This is a genomic window from Pseudomonas sp. Leaf48, from assembly GCF_001421885.1.
Classification (GTDB): domain Bacteria; phylum Pseudomonadota; class Gammaproteobacteria; order Pseudomonadales; family Pseudomonadaceae; genus Aquipseudomonas.
In genome coordinates this window covers 195,124-210,484 of the sequence record NZ_LMLH01000012.1, presented here as the reverse complement: position 1 = coordinate 210,484, position 15,361 = coordinate 195,124, and the positions used below count along the sequence as shown (strand labels likewise).

The window sequence follows — 15,361 nt, the reverse complement described above, 5'->3', positions numbered from 1 at the left end:
CAATCTCGTCCTTTAAACAGGCATCTGCATGATGTCTTGATAGGCCTGAACCAGCTTGTTGCGCACCTGGGTCAACGCCTGGAATGACACACTGGCCTTTTGCGAGGAAACCATCACATCCGTCAGGTCGACGCCGCTTTTGCCGATTTCGAATGCACTGGCCAACTGAGTGGAAGCCTGCTGGGTGTCGTTCACTTTATTAACGGCCTGACCGAGCATGTCGGAAAAGCTGCTGCCCGCCACTTCAGGGACGCCGGCAGTCGATTTCGGCGCAGACATGGCATCCATTTGCATGGCCCGCATATCCAGCATCAATCGATTGAATTCAATACCTTGGCTCATGATCTACTCTCGTTGGCGACCCGCAATTTTTTGACGCTCACTCGGCGGGTAGTCAGGTGTTAGCAACAAGGGTGCCAGCTCCACGGCAAACTCGAACAAAAGCTCTAGCCACATGGCGCAACCGGCATCCGCCTATTGCCGACTGTAGGAGCGAGCATGCTCGCGATGGGCCTGAGAACACCGCGGGGTGTCAGGTTCCCAGCGTTATCGTTGACGACCATCGCGAGCATGCTCGCTCNGGAGCGAGCATGCTCGCGATGGGCCTGAGAACACCGCGGGGTGTCAGGTTCCCAGCGTTATCGTTGACGACCATCGCGAGCATGCTCGCTCCTACAGGGGACCGTGGCGCAACCGGMATCCRCCTACTGYAGGAGCGAGCATGCTCGCGATGGGCCTGAGAACAMCGCGGGGTGTCAGGTTCCCAGCGTTATCGTTGACGACCATCGCGAGCATGCTCGCTCCTACAGGGGACCGTGCTGCAACCGGCATCCGCCTACTGTAGGAGCGAGCATGCTCGCGATGGGCCTGAGAACACCGCGGGGTGTCAGGTTCCCAGCGTTATCGTTGACGACCATCGCGAGCATGCTCGCTCCTACAGGNGGAGCGAGCATGCTCGCGATGGGCCTGAGAACACCGCGGGGTGTCAGGTTCCCAGCGTTATCGTTGACGACCATCGCGAGCATGCTCGCTCCTACAGGAACAGATTCAAGTAGCGAATAGAAAGGCTTCCACGTCCATCCCGGCATCACGCATCTGCGCCAGCTTGTAGCGCAAGGTTCGCGGACTGATGCCCAGGCGCTCGGCCGCTTCCTTGCGACGGCCGCGTTCGGCGCGCAAGGTGTCGATGATCATCTGAAATTCGCGTCGGCGCAGGTCATCGCCCAAGGCTCCCGCCGACTCGGATTCAATTTCCACGGCGCGCACAGCTGCGGGCGTCGATACCGGCAATGGCGCACAGGCGACTGGCCCGGCCAGGCAGAAATCCTGCGGCTGAATCAAACCGCCCTGCTGCAGAATCAAGGCGCGCTGAATCGCATTGTCCAGTTCCCGTACATTACCCGGCCACGGATACCCGACCAGGCACGCCTGCGCCTCGGGCGACAGCCTGGCGGGCGCATGCTTCATTTTATTGACGTGACGGGCCAGCAAGCGCTCGGCCAACGGCAGGATGTCGGCGGTGCGCTCGCGCAATGGCCGCCAGGCCAGGGGAAACACCGACAGACGATAGAACAGGTCTTCACGGAAACGCCCGGCCGCCACTTCTGCAGCCAGGTCGCGGTTGGTCGTGGCGACCACGCGGATGTCCAGGGTGATCGGCTTGCGCGCCCCGACCCGCTCAACCTCGCGCTCTTGCAATACGCGCAGCAGTTTGGCCTGCAGCCCGAGGGGCATTTCGGAAATTTCGTCGAGCAGGATGGTGCCACCGTCGGCCTGCTCGAATTTGCCGGCCTGGGCGGCGATAGCACCGGTGAAGGAACCTTTTTCGTGGCCGAACAGGGTCGCTTCGAGCATGTTGTCCGGGATCGCTGCACAGTTGATCGCAATGAACGGCTGGCTGGCCCGATGGGAATGCTGATGAATGTAACGCGCCAGCACTTCCTTGCCGGTCCCCGACTCACCGGAGATCAATACCGTGGAGTCGCTGCGCGCTACCCGCGCCGCCAGTTCCAGCAATTGCGCGCTGGCCGGCTCGTTGGCAATCGGTCCTTCGCACGCCGTCGTACCAAGGTTGCCCAGGGCGTGACGCGCCACCAGATCGAGCAACGCCCGGGGCTCGAATGGCTTGACCAGGTAGTCCACCGCGCCCTGGCGCATCGCATCGACTGCGCGCTCCACCGCCCCATGAGCCGTCATCAGCAGCACGGGCAATTGCGGTTGTCGCGCACGCAACAGGCCGAGCAACTGATGGCCGTCCATGCCCGGCATGTTGACGTCGCTGATCACCAGACTGAAAGACTCGCCAGCGGCAGCGGCCAATGCTTGCTCTGCCGACCCCACGGCGGCGTAATCATGCCCCGCGAGCATCAGCGTATCGGCCAGCGCTTCGCGCAACGCGCGGTCATCCTCGACCAGTAGAACCTTGATTGCCATGTCCGTCACTCCGCGCCCAAGGCGCCGCAGAACAACGGCAGGATTACCAGTGCGCACGTACCGCGACCCGGGCGCGAGTGCAAACGCAGATCCCCCTGGTGAGCACGCGCCACCGCCTTGACCACCGTCAGGCCAAGGCCGGTACCGTTGGTTTTGGTGGTAAAGAACGGCTCACCCAGACGCTCCAGCACCCCGGCATAGATACCGCTGCCACTGTCGCTGACACACAGGCGCAGATGATTGCCACGGGTGTAAAGATGAACCTTGAGGCGCAGGTCGCCGGCATTGGCCTGGATGGCATTTTCGATCAAATTCAAAATTGCTCCGACCAGGGTGTCGCGATTGCACAGCAACTCCCCAGCATGGCTGTCGCACTGCCAGCGGATCGGCAGGTCCTGCACATGGGGCAGTGCAGCCGCTTGCAGCGACTGCAACAATTGGCCAGGCGTCAGCCGGTCGGTCAACGGCAGCTCGCCACGAGCAAACACCAGCATGTCGCGCACCTGATGTTCCAGTTCGTGCAGGCGCTCCTTCAGGCGCCCGGCAAAACGTTGCTGGGTCGCGACCGGCAACGCCTGCTCAGTCAAATGGCTGGCGTAAAGCAACGCGGCGGACAAGGGCGTACGAATCTGATGGGCCAACGAGGCCACCATGCGCCCAAGGGACGACAGCCGTTCGTGGCGCGCCAGCTGATCCTGCAGGTGACGGGTTTCGGTCAGGTCATTGAGCAACACCAGTTGACCGGGTTCGGCGTCCAGCGAGCGGGTGGCAATCGACAGGCGCCGACCATCCTTGAGTGAAACCTCATGGCCGTCGTCTTCGCGAGGCGCAAAGCAGCGGGCAATGACCAGGCGCCACAACTGGCCTTCGAGCGGCAGACCGAGCAACTCGCGGGCCGCCGGGTTGGCTTCGCGCACGATGCCCTGGGCGTCGATGACAATGACACCGCCAGGCAACAGATCAAGGAGATTTTGCAGGCGATTGGCCAGGCGCTCTTTTTCCGCCAGTTCCTGCATGCGCTGGGCGCTGACCACCGCCAGCTCGCCCTTGAGCTCGGTCACCCGGGCTTGCAGCAGGCTGTAGGAATCAGTCAACTGACTGGACATCTGGTTGAACAGAGAGAACGCCTGCTCAAGACCAAGCCGGCTCGCCTGCTCTACGGACGACGGTTGCCCCGAAACGTCAGGGACAGGAGACATCTGGGCGGCTTGGGGCATCGTGCTCTCTCGCGTGGCTGACCGTCAGTTAAACGGAACGTTGCGAGGGACGTAGCAATACCCGTGCCTAAAAAAAACAGCCTGAAAATGAAGCACTTGAAAAACAGGCGTCAATCATCCGCCTGTTCGTCTCCATCACGACGGCTCATGCCGTACTTGCGCATCTTCTCCACCAGCGTGGTACGTCGAATGCGCAGCCGCTCGGCGGCACGGGCCACGATGCCATTGGCATCATCCAGCGCCTGCTGAATCAGCCCCTGCTCCAGGCTACCGAGGTAGTCCTTGAGGTCCAGGCCTTCCGGCGGCAGCATGGCGCTGGCGGTGAAGACCGGCGTATGGCCGTTGATGGCCACGCGCTCTTCAAGGTCACTGCGCAGGCTGTCGACCATTTGCTCGTCTTCATCGTCGACGTAGCGGAACTTCTTCGGCAGCTCGACCACACCGATCACCCCGTACGGATGCATGATCGCCATGCGCTCCACCAGGTTGGCCAGCTCACGGACGTTGCCCGGCCAGCCATGCCGGCACAGCGACATGATGGCGGCCGAGTTGAAACGGATCGAACCGCGTTTCTCGTGCTCCATGCGCGAGATCAATTCGTTCATCAGCAGCGGAATGTCTTCGACCCGCTCGCGCAGCGGTGCCATCTCGATCGGGAACACGTTCAGGCGATAGTACAAGTCTTCGCGGAAGGTGCCAATCTCGATCATGCTTTCGAGATTCTTGTGGGTCGCGGCAATGATGCGCACGTCGACGCTCTGGGTCTTGTTGCTGCCGACGCGCTCAAAGGTGCGCTCCTGCAACACGCGCAGCAGCTTGACCTGCATCGGCAGTGGCATGTCGCCGATTTCATCGAGGAACAACGTGCCGCCATTGGCCAGTTCGAAACGCCCCGCACGGCTGGTGATCGCCCCGGTAAAAGCGCCCTTCTCGTGACCGAACAACTCGCTCTCGAGCAACTCTGCCGGAATGGCCCCGCAATTGACCGGCACAAACGGTGCCTCACGGCGTTTGGAGTGATAATGCAGGTTGCGCGCGACCACTTCCTTGCCGGTACCGGACTCACCGAGGATCAGCACGCTGGCATCGGTGTCGGCGACTTGCTGCATCATCTGCCGCACGTGCTGGATCGCCCGGCTGGTGCCGACAAGGCTGCGGAACAGATTGGGTTCGCGATGACGCCCCCGCTCGCGCGCCTGGTCGTACATCTCGCGATAGACCTGGGCACGATGCAGGGAGTCGAGCAATTTGCTGTAGCTGGGCGGCATCTCGAGCGTCGAAAGCACTCGGCGACGCTGGTCTTCGGGCAGCTCAATGGAAGAATTATCGCCCATTAGCAAAACCGGAAGGAACTCATCCCAGGTTGACAGTGTCTTAAGCAAGCCCCCAAGTGCGCCAGGAGCATTGACCGTCCCGATGAGGACACAGATTACTTCACGACTTGATGACAAAGAGCCGACAGCCTGCTGCCAGTCATGGCTGCCGCAGGGTAAATTTTCTTCACCGAGAAAATTCAAGATCACCGCCAGGTCGCGGCGGCGGACGCTATCGTCATCAATCAGCAGAATTTTGGTTTCACGCCACATGCAATAGCAACTTCCCTAGTCAACTCAATACCCAAAATGTTGGGGCAAGCTAGACGCTTGCAGACTTGTTATGCCTGAAGACGACTGAAATCTGGAACCAGCTCTAGTTAAGTCAAAAAACCGTGCACAGTCAAATTTATGGCGCACAACTCTGAGGTTATTTAACCAAACAGATGGTAAACCTTTGCCGCGTTTTGTGCTTGATGGATCTGCGACATCTCATCGACTATCGCTTGCCTCTCCCCCGTAGCCGCCTCAAGAAGCTGCTTGTACACCCCTAGCAGCTCCTGAAGATTGTCGCGCAACGCGGCCTCGTCCACCGAAGCTTCACTCAAGACGTCTTCCATGCAGGAACGGCACGCCAGGTCCAACTCACCGATCGCTTGCCAGTTGCGTTCGGCTAATGCGCCGACCAGGGCTTGGCGGGTGTGTTCGATTCGCTGCAGGACAAGACTCATGATGATCTCCTTAAAACTGCGGACCCGCAGGGGCGATACCGTCCCAGCCGTCTTTGACGGTGCGAAGCAAGTCGCCAACTTCGTCAAGAATCGCTGGATCGGTCGTGATGTTCGCCTCGGCGAGACGCTTCATCATGTACATGTAGAGATTATCCAGCCTCTCCACCTCTTCAGCCTTGTTCTCGAGGTCCAGGCCCTCACGCAAGCCGCCAATGATCCCGATGGCCTTGCTGATCAACACACCTTTACCCGGAATATCGTTGCGCTCCATGGCGCCTTTGGCCTGAGCAATACGGTCCAGCCCACCCTCCATCAGCATCTGCACCAGGCGGTACGGGCTGGCTTCGGAGACTTGAGCTTGCGCTCCAACTTTCTGATATTGCCGAAGGGCCAACATCGGATTCATGTTCTTACCTCATCGCAACTTTAGGACTCACCTGACCAATATATCGTCTACGAGTCAAAGAACTTTAAACCGGAAGACAAAAACCCGGCGCGTTTAAAACGTCGCCGGGTTTTTTGTCATGGGCTCAACGCTTAACTTTTGGAAGCCTGTGCATTCAGGCTGTCGAAGAACGAGGTGATGTTGGTCGCCGTCGCCTTCATTTGCCCGACCAACAGGTCCATGGCGTTGTACTTGGCCGTCAGCGACGCGGTCAGCGACGTCACGCGCAGGTCCAATGCCATCTGCTGATCGCTCAGCTCGCTTTTCTGCTTGTTCAGACTGGTGGTGCGCTGATCAAGAATGCCACCGGTCTGAGAATAGGGTTTGATCGCCGCGCTCATGCGGGCCAGCAGGCCATTGGTACTGTTGGTACCGGTAAACAGCGTCTGGACCTCACCACCCAGCGACTTGCTGGTCATCGCCTTGGTGAATTTTGCCGAGTCGAAATTCAACGTGCCGGCTTTCTGGTCGGTGGTGATACCCAATTGCGCCAGCACCGACAACTGCCCACCCGGGCCTGGTGTGGTCAACTCCTTGCGGATATCGGCAATCAACGAACGGGGCATGGCGTCACCGGTCATTGCCGCAGAGACAGTCGGCTTGCCATCAGCACCGACAGTGGCCTGAGTCAGCGAGTTAACCGTTCTCACCAGCGTGTTGTAGGCGTCGACAAATGACTGGATCGAAGTCTGCAACCCCGTCGTATTGGTCGCCACGGTCACGGTCGAGGTGCCTGCTGCCACCAGGGTCATGCTCAAGCCGCTGACTGACGAGTTGACGGTGTTGGTTTTGCTGGTCACTGCCAGACCATCGATCGTCAGGTTCGCATCAGCCGCCAGCGCACCGATGGTGCCGGCACTGTTCGGATCAGGCAGGGTCGCCCCCGGATTCGCCGGATCGGGAATGGTCCCCATGATCTGGCTGCCATCGATCTCAAGGCCCGCGATGCCGCTGACAATGAGATCCGTGCCCTTGCCGGTCGTGGTCGAGCCGATCACCAGTCGCGACCCGTTGCTGTCGGTGACGATGTTGGCCGAGATACCCTGGGCACCCAGTGTTGTGTTGATAGCGTCACGGGTCGACTGCAAGGTCGCACCGCTCGGTATAGCAACGCTGTAGGCAGTGCCATTTTGACTGATGTTCAATGTACCAGTCGGAATGGCACTGGACGCACCGCCCGCGAAAGAAGCACTGGCAACCTTGGAGCCGGTAGCCAGGTTGTCGACTTTGATGGTGTAAGTACCGTTGACGGCAGTGTTGTCCGAGGTTGTCGTCAAAACCGTCGGCGCTGAGGAGGTTGCCGCGAAACCGGAAAACGCAGGGCTTGTCGCGCTGTTGAGCTTGTTCATGGCAGCCTGGTAGGCGGCCAGAGCACTTTTGAGTGTGCCTATACCAGAAATCTTGGACGTATTGATCGTGGTCTGAGTGGTGATCTGAGTCTGCTTGGCCGATTTATCGCTGTTGACCAATGCTGTAACGATCGAGTTGATATCAATACCGGACCCAAGGCCCAAACCTGGTGTAATCGGACTTGCCATGCACATTCCCCTTTATGTCTGCTGCCGGTCTTTTGACCGGTCACGCCGTCACATCAACGTACAAACACGATTCATGCCAGCTGTCAGGCTTTTGCTTCAAACAGCACGTTGCTTGCCGTCGTCAAACTTTCCGCCAGTTTCAGGGCTTCTTCGCAAGGAATCTGGCGCACCACTTCACCGGACTCCGAGGCGATCACTTTCACCACAACTGTGCCGGAAGCCTCATCGATCGAGAACTCCAGATTGCGCTTGATCGACTGAACGAATTTCTCGATCTCTTGCACGGCCAGTTTAAGCTTCTCGGGATCCGAGTCATCTCTTGCAGCCACTGACTTGACGCTATCGCGTTCGGTGCTGCTGTCGCTACGAGTGACGCCAGCCGGCTGAGCAGAAGCCGTATTTGACGGTTGAGCGGCCAGGTAAGACAAGTTCAGCTTGACGCTCATGTCCATATCCATCACCTCATGAAGCAAAAAGCGAGAGAGCGCGACTGGCGCACTCCCCCGCTAAAACTCAACCGAATTACTGAAGCAGTTTCAGTACGGCGGAAGGCAACTGGTTGGCTTGAGCCAGAACAGCGGTGGAAGCTTGTTGCAGAGTTTGCTGTTTGGTCAGGCTGGCAGTTTCAGCAGCGAAGTCGGTGTCTTGAACGCGACCCAGTGCAGCGCTGGCGTTTTCGTTGACGTTCTGCAGGTTGGAGATGGTGCTGGTCAGACGGTTTTGCGAAGCACCCAGGTTGGCGCGAGTGGCGTTCACCGTGTCCAGAGCTTTGTCGATCGCGGTGATTGCGCCGTCGATTGCCACGAAAGCAGCAGCACTGGTAGCACCAGTCAGAACGGTAGTACCCGAACCTACGGACAGGCTGGAGGCGGCGAAGCTGGTGCTCAGAGCCAGAGTGATCTGGTTGGCGGTACCGGTGTTGGAACCCACTTGCAGGGTCATGACGCTAGCAGAACCGTCCAGAAGGTTTTTGCCGTTCAGGTTGGTGCTCTGGGCAATACGAGTCAGCTCGTCGGACAGCTGAGTGAACTCGGCGTTGGTTGCGGTACGGTCAGCAGTGATGTTGGTACCGTTACGTGCCTGGACAGCCAGTTCACGCATACGTTGCAGAATGTTGGTGGTCTCTTGCAGAGCGCCTTCAGCGGTCTGAGCCATCGAGATACCATCGTTGGCGTTCTTGATTGCCACGGTCTGACCACGAATCTGGCTGGTCATACGGGTAGCGATCTGCAGGCCGGCGGCGTCGTCTTTAGCGCTGTTGATTTTCAGGCCGGAAGACAGGCGGGTCATGGAGGTCGACAGAGCATCCGATGCACGGCCCAGGTTCTTTTGAACGTTCAGGGAGGCAACGTTAGTGTTTACGCCTAATGGCATGATGTATTCCTCGTTGGTTGGGTACTGGCTTCCGGCCCTGGCAACCGCCGGGTATGGCCTAGAGAACCTTCGTAATAGTTATCGTCGCTATTGCAGGTTGCTTGAGGGCTTTTTTGAAAAAAAATGCCATCACACTGCCACCCCTACGAAAACAAAGGCTTGCAAGACACCCACGCGAGAAAAATGGCGCCAGAAAGTCGCCCACAACACAATTACGAATGAATCACGCCGGCAGACGGAGTAACGCTCAGAGGTGAGCGTCCCCCGCTTCCAGCAAATCGACCAACTCATACTCCATCGAATCCGCCAGCCCCAGCCAGTCCATTGCTTCTTGAGCGGCGAACATCGACATGAGCAATTGCGCCCATTGCTGCTGGATCGTTTGAGGCGTTTGACTGAACAACGCCTGCGAGTTTTCGAAGATATCGACCATGTTCAGCGCCGCCTCGACATCACGCCCAAGTCGAAACAACTGCGCGCACTGGCGGCAATCAATGACACATTGCGCAAACCCGCTCATTGCACGAACTCCTGATTGAACGTCGTACCGACAATCATTGCGCCTGCCCGGCTACTGTTGAAAAACTGTACCTGCGGGTGCCCGGCAATGTAGCGCTCCAGCTCGCACAGGTAACTGCGAAAATTCAACTGCGTGCTGACACGCTCGCCATTGCCGTCGAGCACCCAGTACCTGGCCTGACTCAGTGCCGGCCCCAGGTCGCCATCGTTCCAGCCGGCGTGGGTTTTGTTCATGGGGAACGCAAAGTCGGCGCCGAACAGCGTAATCCGCTGCGCGCCCATCTTCACCGCCAAGTCCACTGCCGGATGAATCACACTGCCGCCGACATACAGTTCAGCCCGGCTGACCTGCTGGCGCAAAGCGGCATAGACCGGACTGGCGGAATACCCGACATAACGGGCACCCTGCCAGGCCGCCAACACCCGCGGATCGCTCAAGGGCAGATAGACCAGCGGGATGTCGCCAGTGTCCTCGGGCGGCAGATGCCTGAAACCGATGCGCTGATCGATACTGACCACCACGTCCGGTTTGATGCCATGCTCGCGCAGAGGTTTGTAGGCGGTATCGACACTGATGAACAACGGTCGCGGCACCTGTTCGCGCACAGCCCTGAGCTGCTCGAAATGCTGCTCAAGGCTAGGCCCGGTGGCGATAACGTAGACCTCCCGCCCCGGGCATGTCGCGAACAACTCGGCAACATCGGCATCCTGACTGACGAGCCCGAAACTCTCTTGCAGCCGCTGGACAATTTCCGGGGATTGCGGATCGAACTCGCGATTATTGAACGTCAGGTGCACTTCACTGAGCAGGCGGTCGCGAATTTTGGCATTGAAGTCATCGGCCAGCAGCATCTCGGAAGGCAAGGCAAAAAATGGCTGGCAAATTTCCGGCGAATCACCGGCATACCTCAATTCGACGCGCGGGTCGTCGAGCCAATGCCGCTGATCGAGTAACTGTAGCGTCAGCATGAAAATCGCACCGTTGAGGATATGCACGTACAAACGCTGAAGGTCTGCGCCTTCGAGCAGCACTGTCGGCAAATCACCCAGCCCTGTGCCGTAGACATGCACCACCGAACTGCCCGGGGGCAAGCTGGCGGCCTGCAGTCGTGCTTCACGGGTGCGATCATGGCGACTGGTAAGCTGAATACCGCCAATACTCAGCGTCGAGCCCAAGCCTTGCACCAGCTCAGCCTGCTCTTGCATGCCGGGTTCGGTACTCAACCACGCAAACAGTGCCGGCCAGCGTCGCTCTATCACCTGAGCATTGTGGTCAAAGCTGTCGCTCATATCGCCTCGCGCACCAACGAAAAAAATAGCGCTCAAGGTTACACCCGGAGCGCTATTTTTTATGCCACAAAGTTCGTGTCAGGGGCGATAAATAATCGCCGAACCCCACGACAAGCCAACACCGAAACCACTCAGCGCAACACGCTTCCAGCTGGAATCGAGCACGTGCTTTTCCAGCAGCAACGGAATGCTCGACGACACCGTATTGCCGGTCTCGACCATGTCCTTGATGAATTTCGCAGGGTCCCCTTCGAAGCGGCGTGCCACGGCATCGACAATGGCCGCACTGCCCTGGTGAATGCAGAAGGCATCGACATCGTCAGCCGTCAGTTGCGCCTCGGCCAGCAGTTCATGCAAATGCGCCGGGACTTTGAGCAAGGCAAAGTTGAACACCTGACGACCGTTCATGAAAAACACGCCATCGCTGACTTTCAGGTGCGGCGCGCCGGAACCGTCGGTGCCGAACTTGGCTTTGCCCAGCTGCCACGGTGCGTTTTCGCCCATCCAGGTCGCGGTGGCGGCATCGCCGAACAGCATGGTGGTATTGCGATCTTCCGGGTCGACGATCTTCGAATACGGATCGGCAGTGATCAGCAAGCCATTCTTCAGGCCCGCGGCTTCCATGAAGCCCTTGATGGCGTAGATGCCGTAGACGTAGCCGGAGCAGCCCAGGGAAATATCGAACGCCGCCACGTTGGTTGGCAGGCCCAGCTTGTCCTGAACGATGGCAGCGGTGTGAGGCAGACCTTCTTCGTCACCGTTCTGGGTGACCACGATCAGCACGTCGATGGCTTCACGTTTCAAATCAGGGTTGTTGGCGAACAGCGCATTGGCCGCTTCGACACACAGGTCCGAAGTTTCCTCGCCCTCGCCTTTACGAGGCAGGAAGGCCGAACCGATCTTGCCAAGGATGAACTCTTCATCCTTGTCGAATTTTGCACCTTGTGCGTAATTGTCCAAGCCGGCTACAGGAACGTAGCTCGCAATGCTCTTTATGCCAATCATTACGGCTTCCCAATAATAAACAGCCCAATACCACCGCTCGTGATGATTCGAGGGGCGCCGACAAACAGAGAAATACGTCGCCCCGAAGCGGCGACCACGGGAAGAATAAAAGGCTATCACTGGGCCAGACAGAAGCCAGGCGCCACCTTCCCGATCAATACAATACAGTGAAGATGCGCGTAATGACTCACAGGTCACTCTATTTTGCCGAATCCGCCCGACAAGACGTTATTCGACCAATGACCAATCCAGCGGTGTACCGCGTTTGAGGTCCTGCCCGGCGCGCCGGCCCATAAGGCTTTCAGCGTGCCGGGGAGCCAACCCCAGGCCCGGGCGAATGGCCCGCAGATTGTCGGCGCAAAACAGCTCGCCGGCCGCCATGTCCCGGGTGACATACAGCGAACGCCGGTACACCAGTGACTTGCGTTCGGCCTCGGTCACGCCGTAATGCACCTGGCCCATGGCCTGCCAGGCGCGCTCGGTTTCAATCACCAGGCTGGCCAGTTCGGCCGGCTCCAGGGAGAAACTGGCGTCGACGCCACCGGCAGCTCGATCCAGGGTGAAGTGCTTTTCAATCACCGAGGCGCCTAGCGCAACCGCCGCCACGGACACCCCGACGCCCATCGAGTGATCGGACAGGCCGACTTCGCAGCCGAACAATTGGCGCAAATGCGGGATGGTACGCACGTTGCTGTTGGCCGGCGTTGCCGGATAGGTACTGGTGCACTTGAGCAACAGCAGATCCCTGCAACCGGCCTCACGGGCGGCTCGCACGGTTTCGTCGAGTTCGGCGATGCTGGCCATGCCGGTGGAGATAATCAGCGGCTTGCCGGTGGCCGCGACCCGCCGGATCAGCGGCAGGTCGGTGTTCTCGAAACTGGCGATCTTGTAGGCCGGCACCTCAAGGCTTTCGAGGAAGTCCACCGCCGTGTCATCGAATGGCGTGGAGAACGCCAGCATGCCCAGTTCCCTGGCCCGGGCAAAGATTGGCGCATGCCATTCCCATGGCGTATGAGCCTTCTCATACAGCGCGTACAACGAGGAACCGGCCCAGAGACTGTTGGGATCCTTAATGAAGAACTCGCCCTCGGACAGGTCCAGGGTCATGGTGTCGGCCGTGTAGGTTTGCAGCTTCAAGGCATGCGCACCGGCCTTGGCCGCGGCTTCGACAATCTGCAGTGCCACATCCAGCGACTGGTTATGGTTGCCACTCATTTCAGCGATGATGAACGGCGGCGCATCGGCCCCGATGCAACGGTTGCCAATCTTGAAACCAGTCATTTGTGATCCTTCAATACGCGCGTGAACTGGCAGGTACCCTGAGTGAAACCTGCCTCACGAAAGACTTTCAGTGACGGCTGATTGGCCGGCAATACCTGCGCAGTGATAGCCAGCAGCTGCGGCCAGTGGGCGCTCACGAAGTCTTCGCCCCGCGCCAGCAACGCCCTGCCCCAGCCCAGGCGGAAGCGTTCTTCGAACAGATAAATCGAGACTTCGGCTTCAAAACCGTGCAGGTCATAACGCAACACACCCACTGGGCCGTCATCGCTTTCGGCGATCAACAACAAGCGCTGGGAATTACTCAAACTGGCGGCCAGCCAGTTTTGATGGGACTGCCATTCAACTACACCGGTTTGCAACGACCAGCGCCGTACTGCCTCGGCATTGCGCCCGTCGAACAACAACTGCGCATCCTCTTTGGTTGCAGGTCGGATGCGCAAAACTGCTCCAGCCAGGGCTGCCGCCACCCGTTGCGCCCCCCGACCATCGACCAATTGCCGTGAACGATCGGCAAGGCTCTGGCGTATGCCCTGATTGTCCGCCACAAAACCGATAGCCAGACGCAACTGCTCGACGCTGACCTGCTCGCGAACGCCAAGATAGACGTGCGCACCTGCAGCCGCCATCACCTCGCCGTTGGCTTGCTGATTATTGGACACAGCGATGCAGATCGTCGGCAACCCCATCGCTGCCCGTTCCCAGCTGGTACCGCCACCGGCGCCGACAAACAGGTCCGCCTCGGTCATCAAGCGGTAGAAGTCGCTGACAAAGCTGTGCAAGCGCCAGTTCGGATGCCCCGCCGCGAGCGCCTGCATCTGGTTCCAGGCGGGGTTGTCGGCCCCGGCGACGAAGTCGACCTCCAGTTCATGGAAGTCCGCCAGCGCCAGCATCGCGTGTTGTGTCTGCATGGCTGCATCAAAGCCGCCAAAGTTCACCAGTACTCGCCTGGCCCGGGGTTTGATCTCGATGGCCGGGCAGCAAAACTCTTCGCGCAGCATGGCAAATCGTGGGCCGAACAGCGTCTGGCAGTCCGGCGGCAGCAGCGAGGCATAAGCCTGGGGCGTGCCAGACAAGTTCTGATTGAGCAGCAGATCGACGCGGTACTGGCGGGTTGCGAGGTCATCCACCGCTGCGATCCGTGGTGCCCAGCGGCGAGCCGCCGTTTGCCAGTGATGGTCGAGGCCGTAGTGATCGACGATGATCCAGTCGAACGCCGGATGACCTTCCAGCACCAGCGCCAGCGCGTCGATATCCGCCTGCCACGGCAGCATGGACTCGATGGCCTGCAACGGGTCTTCACCGGGATAACGATCCGGCAGCGCGAAGGTTTCGAAGCCTTCGCCCGCCAGGGTATCGAGCCGATGCCCCGGCAACCGTCGGCAGGCAAATGCGACGTGCGATCCCTGCTTTCGCAGGGTTCTGGCCAGCGGCAACAAACGAGCGATATGGCCGCTGCCAATGGCTGGCGACGAGTCGGAACGAATCAGCACCCTCATTGCAATTCCCCGCCGGCCTTGAGCGCGGCGTAAAGGTATTCGGCACGCGTCCAGTCCTCAAGCGTGTCTATGTCCTGCACCAGATGCCGCGGCAGAATCACTGGCAGGCTTGCCGACGAGAACAGCGCATCACCACGCAACCAGGCCTCGCTGCGCCCCCAGTAGAACTGGCCGGCATCCTGGAAGGCTGCGGGCAAGTCCTGGGAACGGGTCTGGCGAAACTCCGGGTAGAGCGGGGTCAAGGCGCCCTGCTCGTCGAGGGTCAAGGCCCGTTGCACCGGGAATCCGAAACTGCCTACGGAAAAGGCGAAGGCCTTGTCCCCATGCTGTTCAAGCAACTCGAAGCCCTGATGCAGATATCGCGCCTGCAACAGCGGCGCGGTCGCGTAGATGCAACACGCATAGTCGAACGCAGGCAGTTCACCCAGGGCATGGACGATCACTGCCGCCGTGCCGGTGAAATCATCGGCCAACGACGCCGGACGCATGAACGGCACCCGCGCCCCGTGACTCCGTGCGACCTCAGCAATTTCTTCATCGTCGGTGCTGACGATTACCTCGTCGAACAGATTCGATTGCAGCGCCGTAGCAATCGAACGGACGATCATCGGCACGCCGTCGAACAGCTTGAGGTTCTTGCGCGCGATTCGCTTGCTGCCGCCACGCGCAGGAATGATCGCGACGCTGCTCACCGTCGCCGCCCCGATACAAGACGATAA

The 15,361-nt window shown here is 59.4% G+C and carries 15 protein-coding genes; all 15 read right to left on the bottom strand.

The genetic code is table 11. The annotated features are described in order from the left end of the window. Positions 1-12: 12 nt before the first annotated feature. Positions 13-342, bottom strand: a complete 330-nt coding sequence (fliE, locus tag ASE98_RS11045) for a flagellar hook-basal body complex protein FliE (RefSeq protein ID WP_060541402.1) — start codon at positions 340-342, stop codon at positions 13-15. 705 nt (positions 343-1,047) lie between these two features. Next, positions 1,048-2,433 carry a sigma-54-dependent transcriptional regulator gene (locus tag ASE98_RS11035; protein WP_060541400.1) on the bottom strand — a complete coding sequence of 462 codons (1,386 nt, stop codon included), beginning with the start codon at positions 2,431-2,433 and terminating at the stop codon, positions 1,048-1,050. 5 nt (positions 2,434-2,438) lie between these two features. Beyond that, positions 2,439-3,632 carry a sensor histidine kinase gene (locus tag ASE98_RS11030; protein ID WP_162237394.1) on the bottom strand — a complete coding sequence of 398 codons (1,194 nt, stop codon included), beginning with the start codon at positions 3,630-3,632 and terminating at the stop codon, positions 2,439-2,441. Positions 3,633-3,760: 128 nt separating this feature from the next. Beyond that, on the bottom strand, positions 3,761-5,236 hold the full coding sequence (locus ASE98_RS11025; RefSeq protein ID WP_060541398.1) for a sigma-54 dependent transcriptional regulator: 1,476 nt from the start codon (positions 5,234-5,236) through the stop codon (positions 3,761-3,763). A 161-nt stretch (positions 5,237-5,397) separates the two neighbouring features. Further along, a complete protein-coding gene (locus ASE98_RS11020) occupies positions 5,398-5,694 on the bottom strand; it encodes a hypothetical protein (RefSeq protein WP_060541397.1) in 297 nt (98 codons plus the stop codon). 10 nt (positions 5,695-5,704) lie between these two features. After that, positions 5,705-6,100 (bottom strand): flagellar export chaperone FliS, encoded by a 396-nt coding sequence (fliS, locus tag ASE98_RS11015; protein WP_060541396.1) that lies wholly within the window; start codon positions 6,098-6,100, stop codon positions 5,705-5,707. 131 nt (positions 6,101-6,231) lie between these two features. Further along, on the bottom strand, positions 6,232-7,677 hold the full coding sequence (fliD, locus tag ASE98_RS11010) for a flagellar filament capping protein FliD (RefSeq protein ID WP_060541395.1): 1,446 nt from the start codon (positions 7,675-7,677) through the stop codon (positions 6,232-6,234). Between the two features lie 83 nt (positions 7,678-7,760). Next, entirely contained in the window at positions 7,761-8,129 is a 369-nt protein-coding gene (locus tag ASE98_RS11005) for a flagellar protein FlaG (protein WP_060541394.1), read from the bottom strand. A gap of 70 nt (positions 8,130-8,199) precedes the next feature. After that, entirely contained in the window at positions 8,200-9,051 is an 852-nt protein-coding gene (locus ASE98_RS11000; protein ID WP_060541393.1) for a flagellin domain-containing protein, read from the bottom strand. Positions 9,052-9,298: 247 nt separating this feature from the next. Beyond that, positions 9,299-9,571, bottom strand: a complete 273-nt coding sequence (locus tag ASE98_RS10995) for a hypothetical protein (protein ID WP_060541392.1) — start codon at positions 9,569-9,571, stop codon at positions 9,299-9,301. Further along, positions 9,568-10,860, bottom strand: coding sequence for a motility associated factor glycosyltransferase family protein (locus tag ASE98_RS10990; protein ID WP_060541391.1), 1,293 nt, complete (start codon positions 10,858-10,860; stop codon positions 9,568-9,570). Before ASE98_RS10990 ends, ASE98_RS10995 begins: the two co-directional genes overlap by 4 nt. Positions 10,861-10,938: 78 nt before the next feature. Further along, entirely contained in the window at positions 10,939-11,865 is a 927-nt protein-coding gene (locus ASE98_RS10985; protein ID WP_060541390.1) for a ketoacyl-ACP synthase III, read from the bottom strand. Between the two features lie 228 nt (positions 11,866-12,093). Further along, on the bottom strand, positions 12,094-13,146 hold the full coding sequence (gene pseI / locus ASE98_RS10980; protein ID WP_060541389.1) for a pseudaminic acid synthase: 1,053 nt from the start codon (positions 13,144-13,146) through the stop codon (positions 12,094-12,096). Next, entirely contained in the window at positions 13,143-14,642 is a 1,500-nt protein-coding gene (pseG, locus tag ASE98_RS10975) for a UDP-2,4-diacetamido-2,4,6-trideoxy-beta-L-altropyranose hydrolase (RefSeq protein WP_060541388.1), read from the bottom strand. The genes pseI and pseG overlap by 4 nt, the downstream gene beginning before the upstream one ends. Further along, positions 14,639-15,334, bottom strand: coding sequence for a pseudaminic acid cytidylyltransferase (gene pseF / locus ASE98_RS10970; RefSeq protein ID WP_060541387.1), 696 nt, complete (start codon positions 15,332-15,334; stop codon positions 14,639-14,641). Before pseF ends, pseG begins: the two co-directional genes overlap by 4 nt. Between the last annotated feature and the right edge of the window lie 27 nt (positions 15,335-15,361).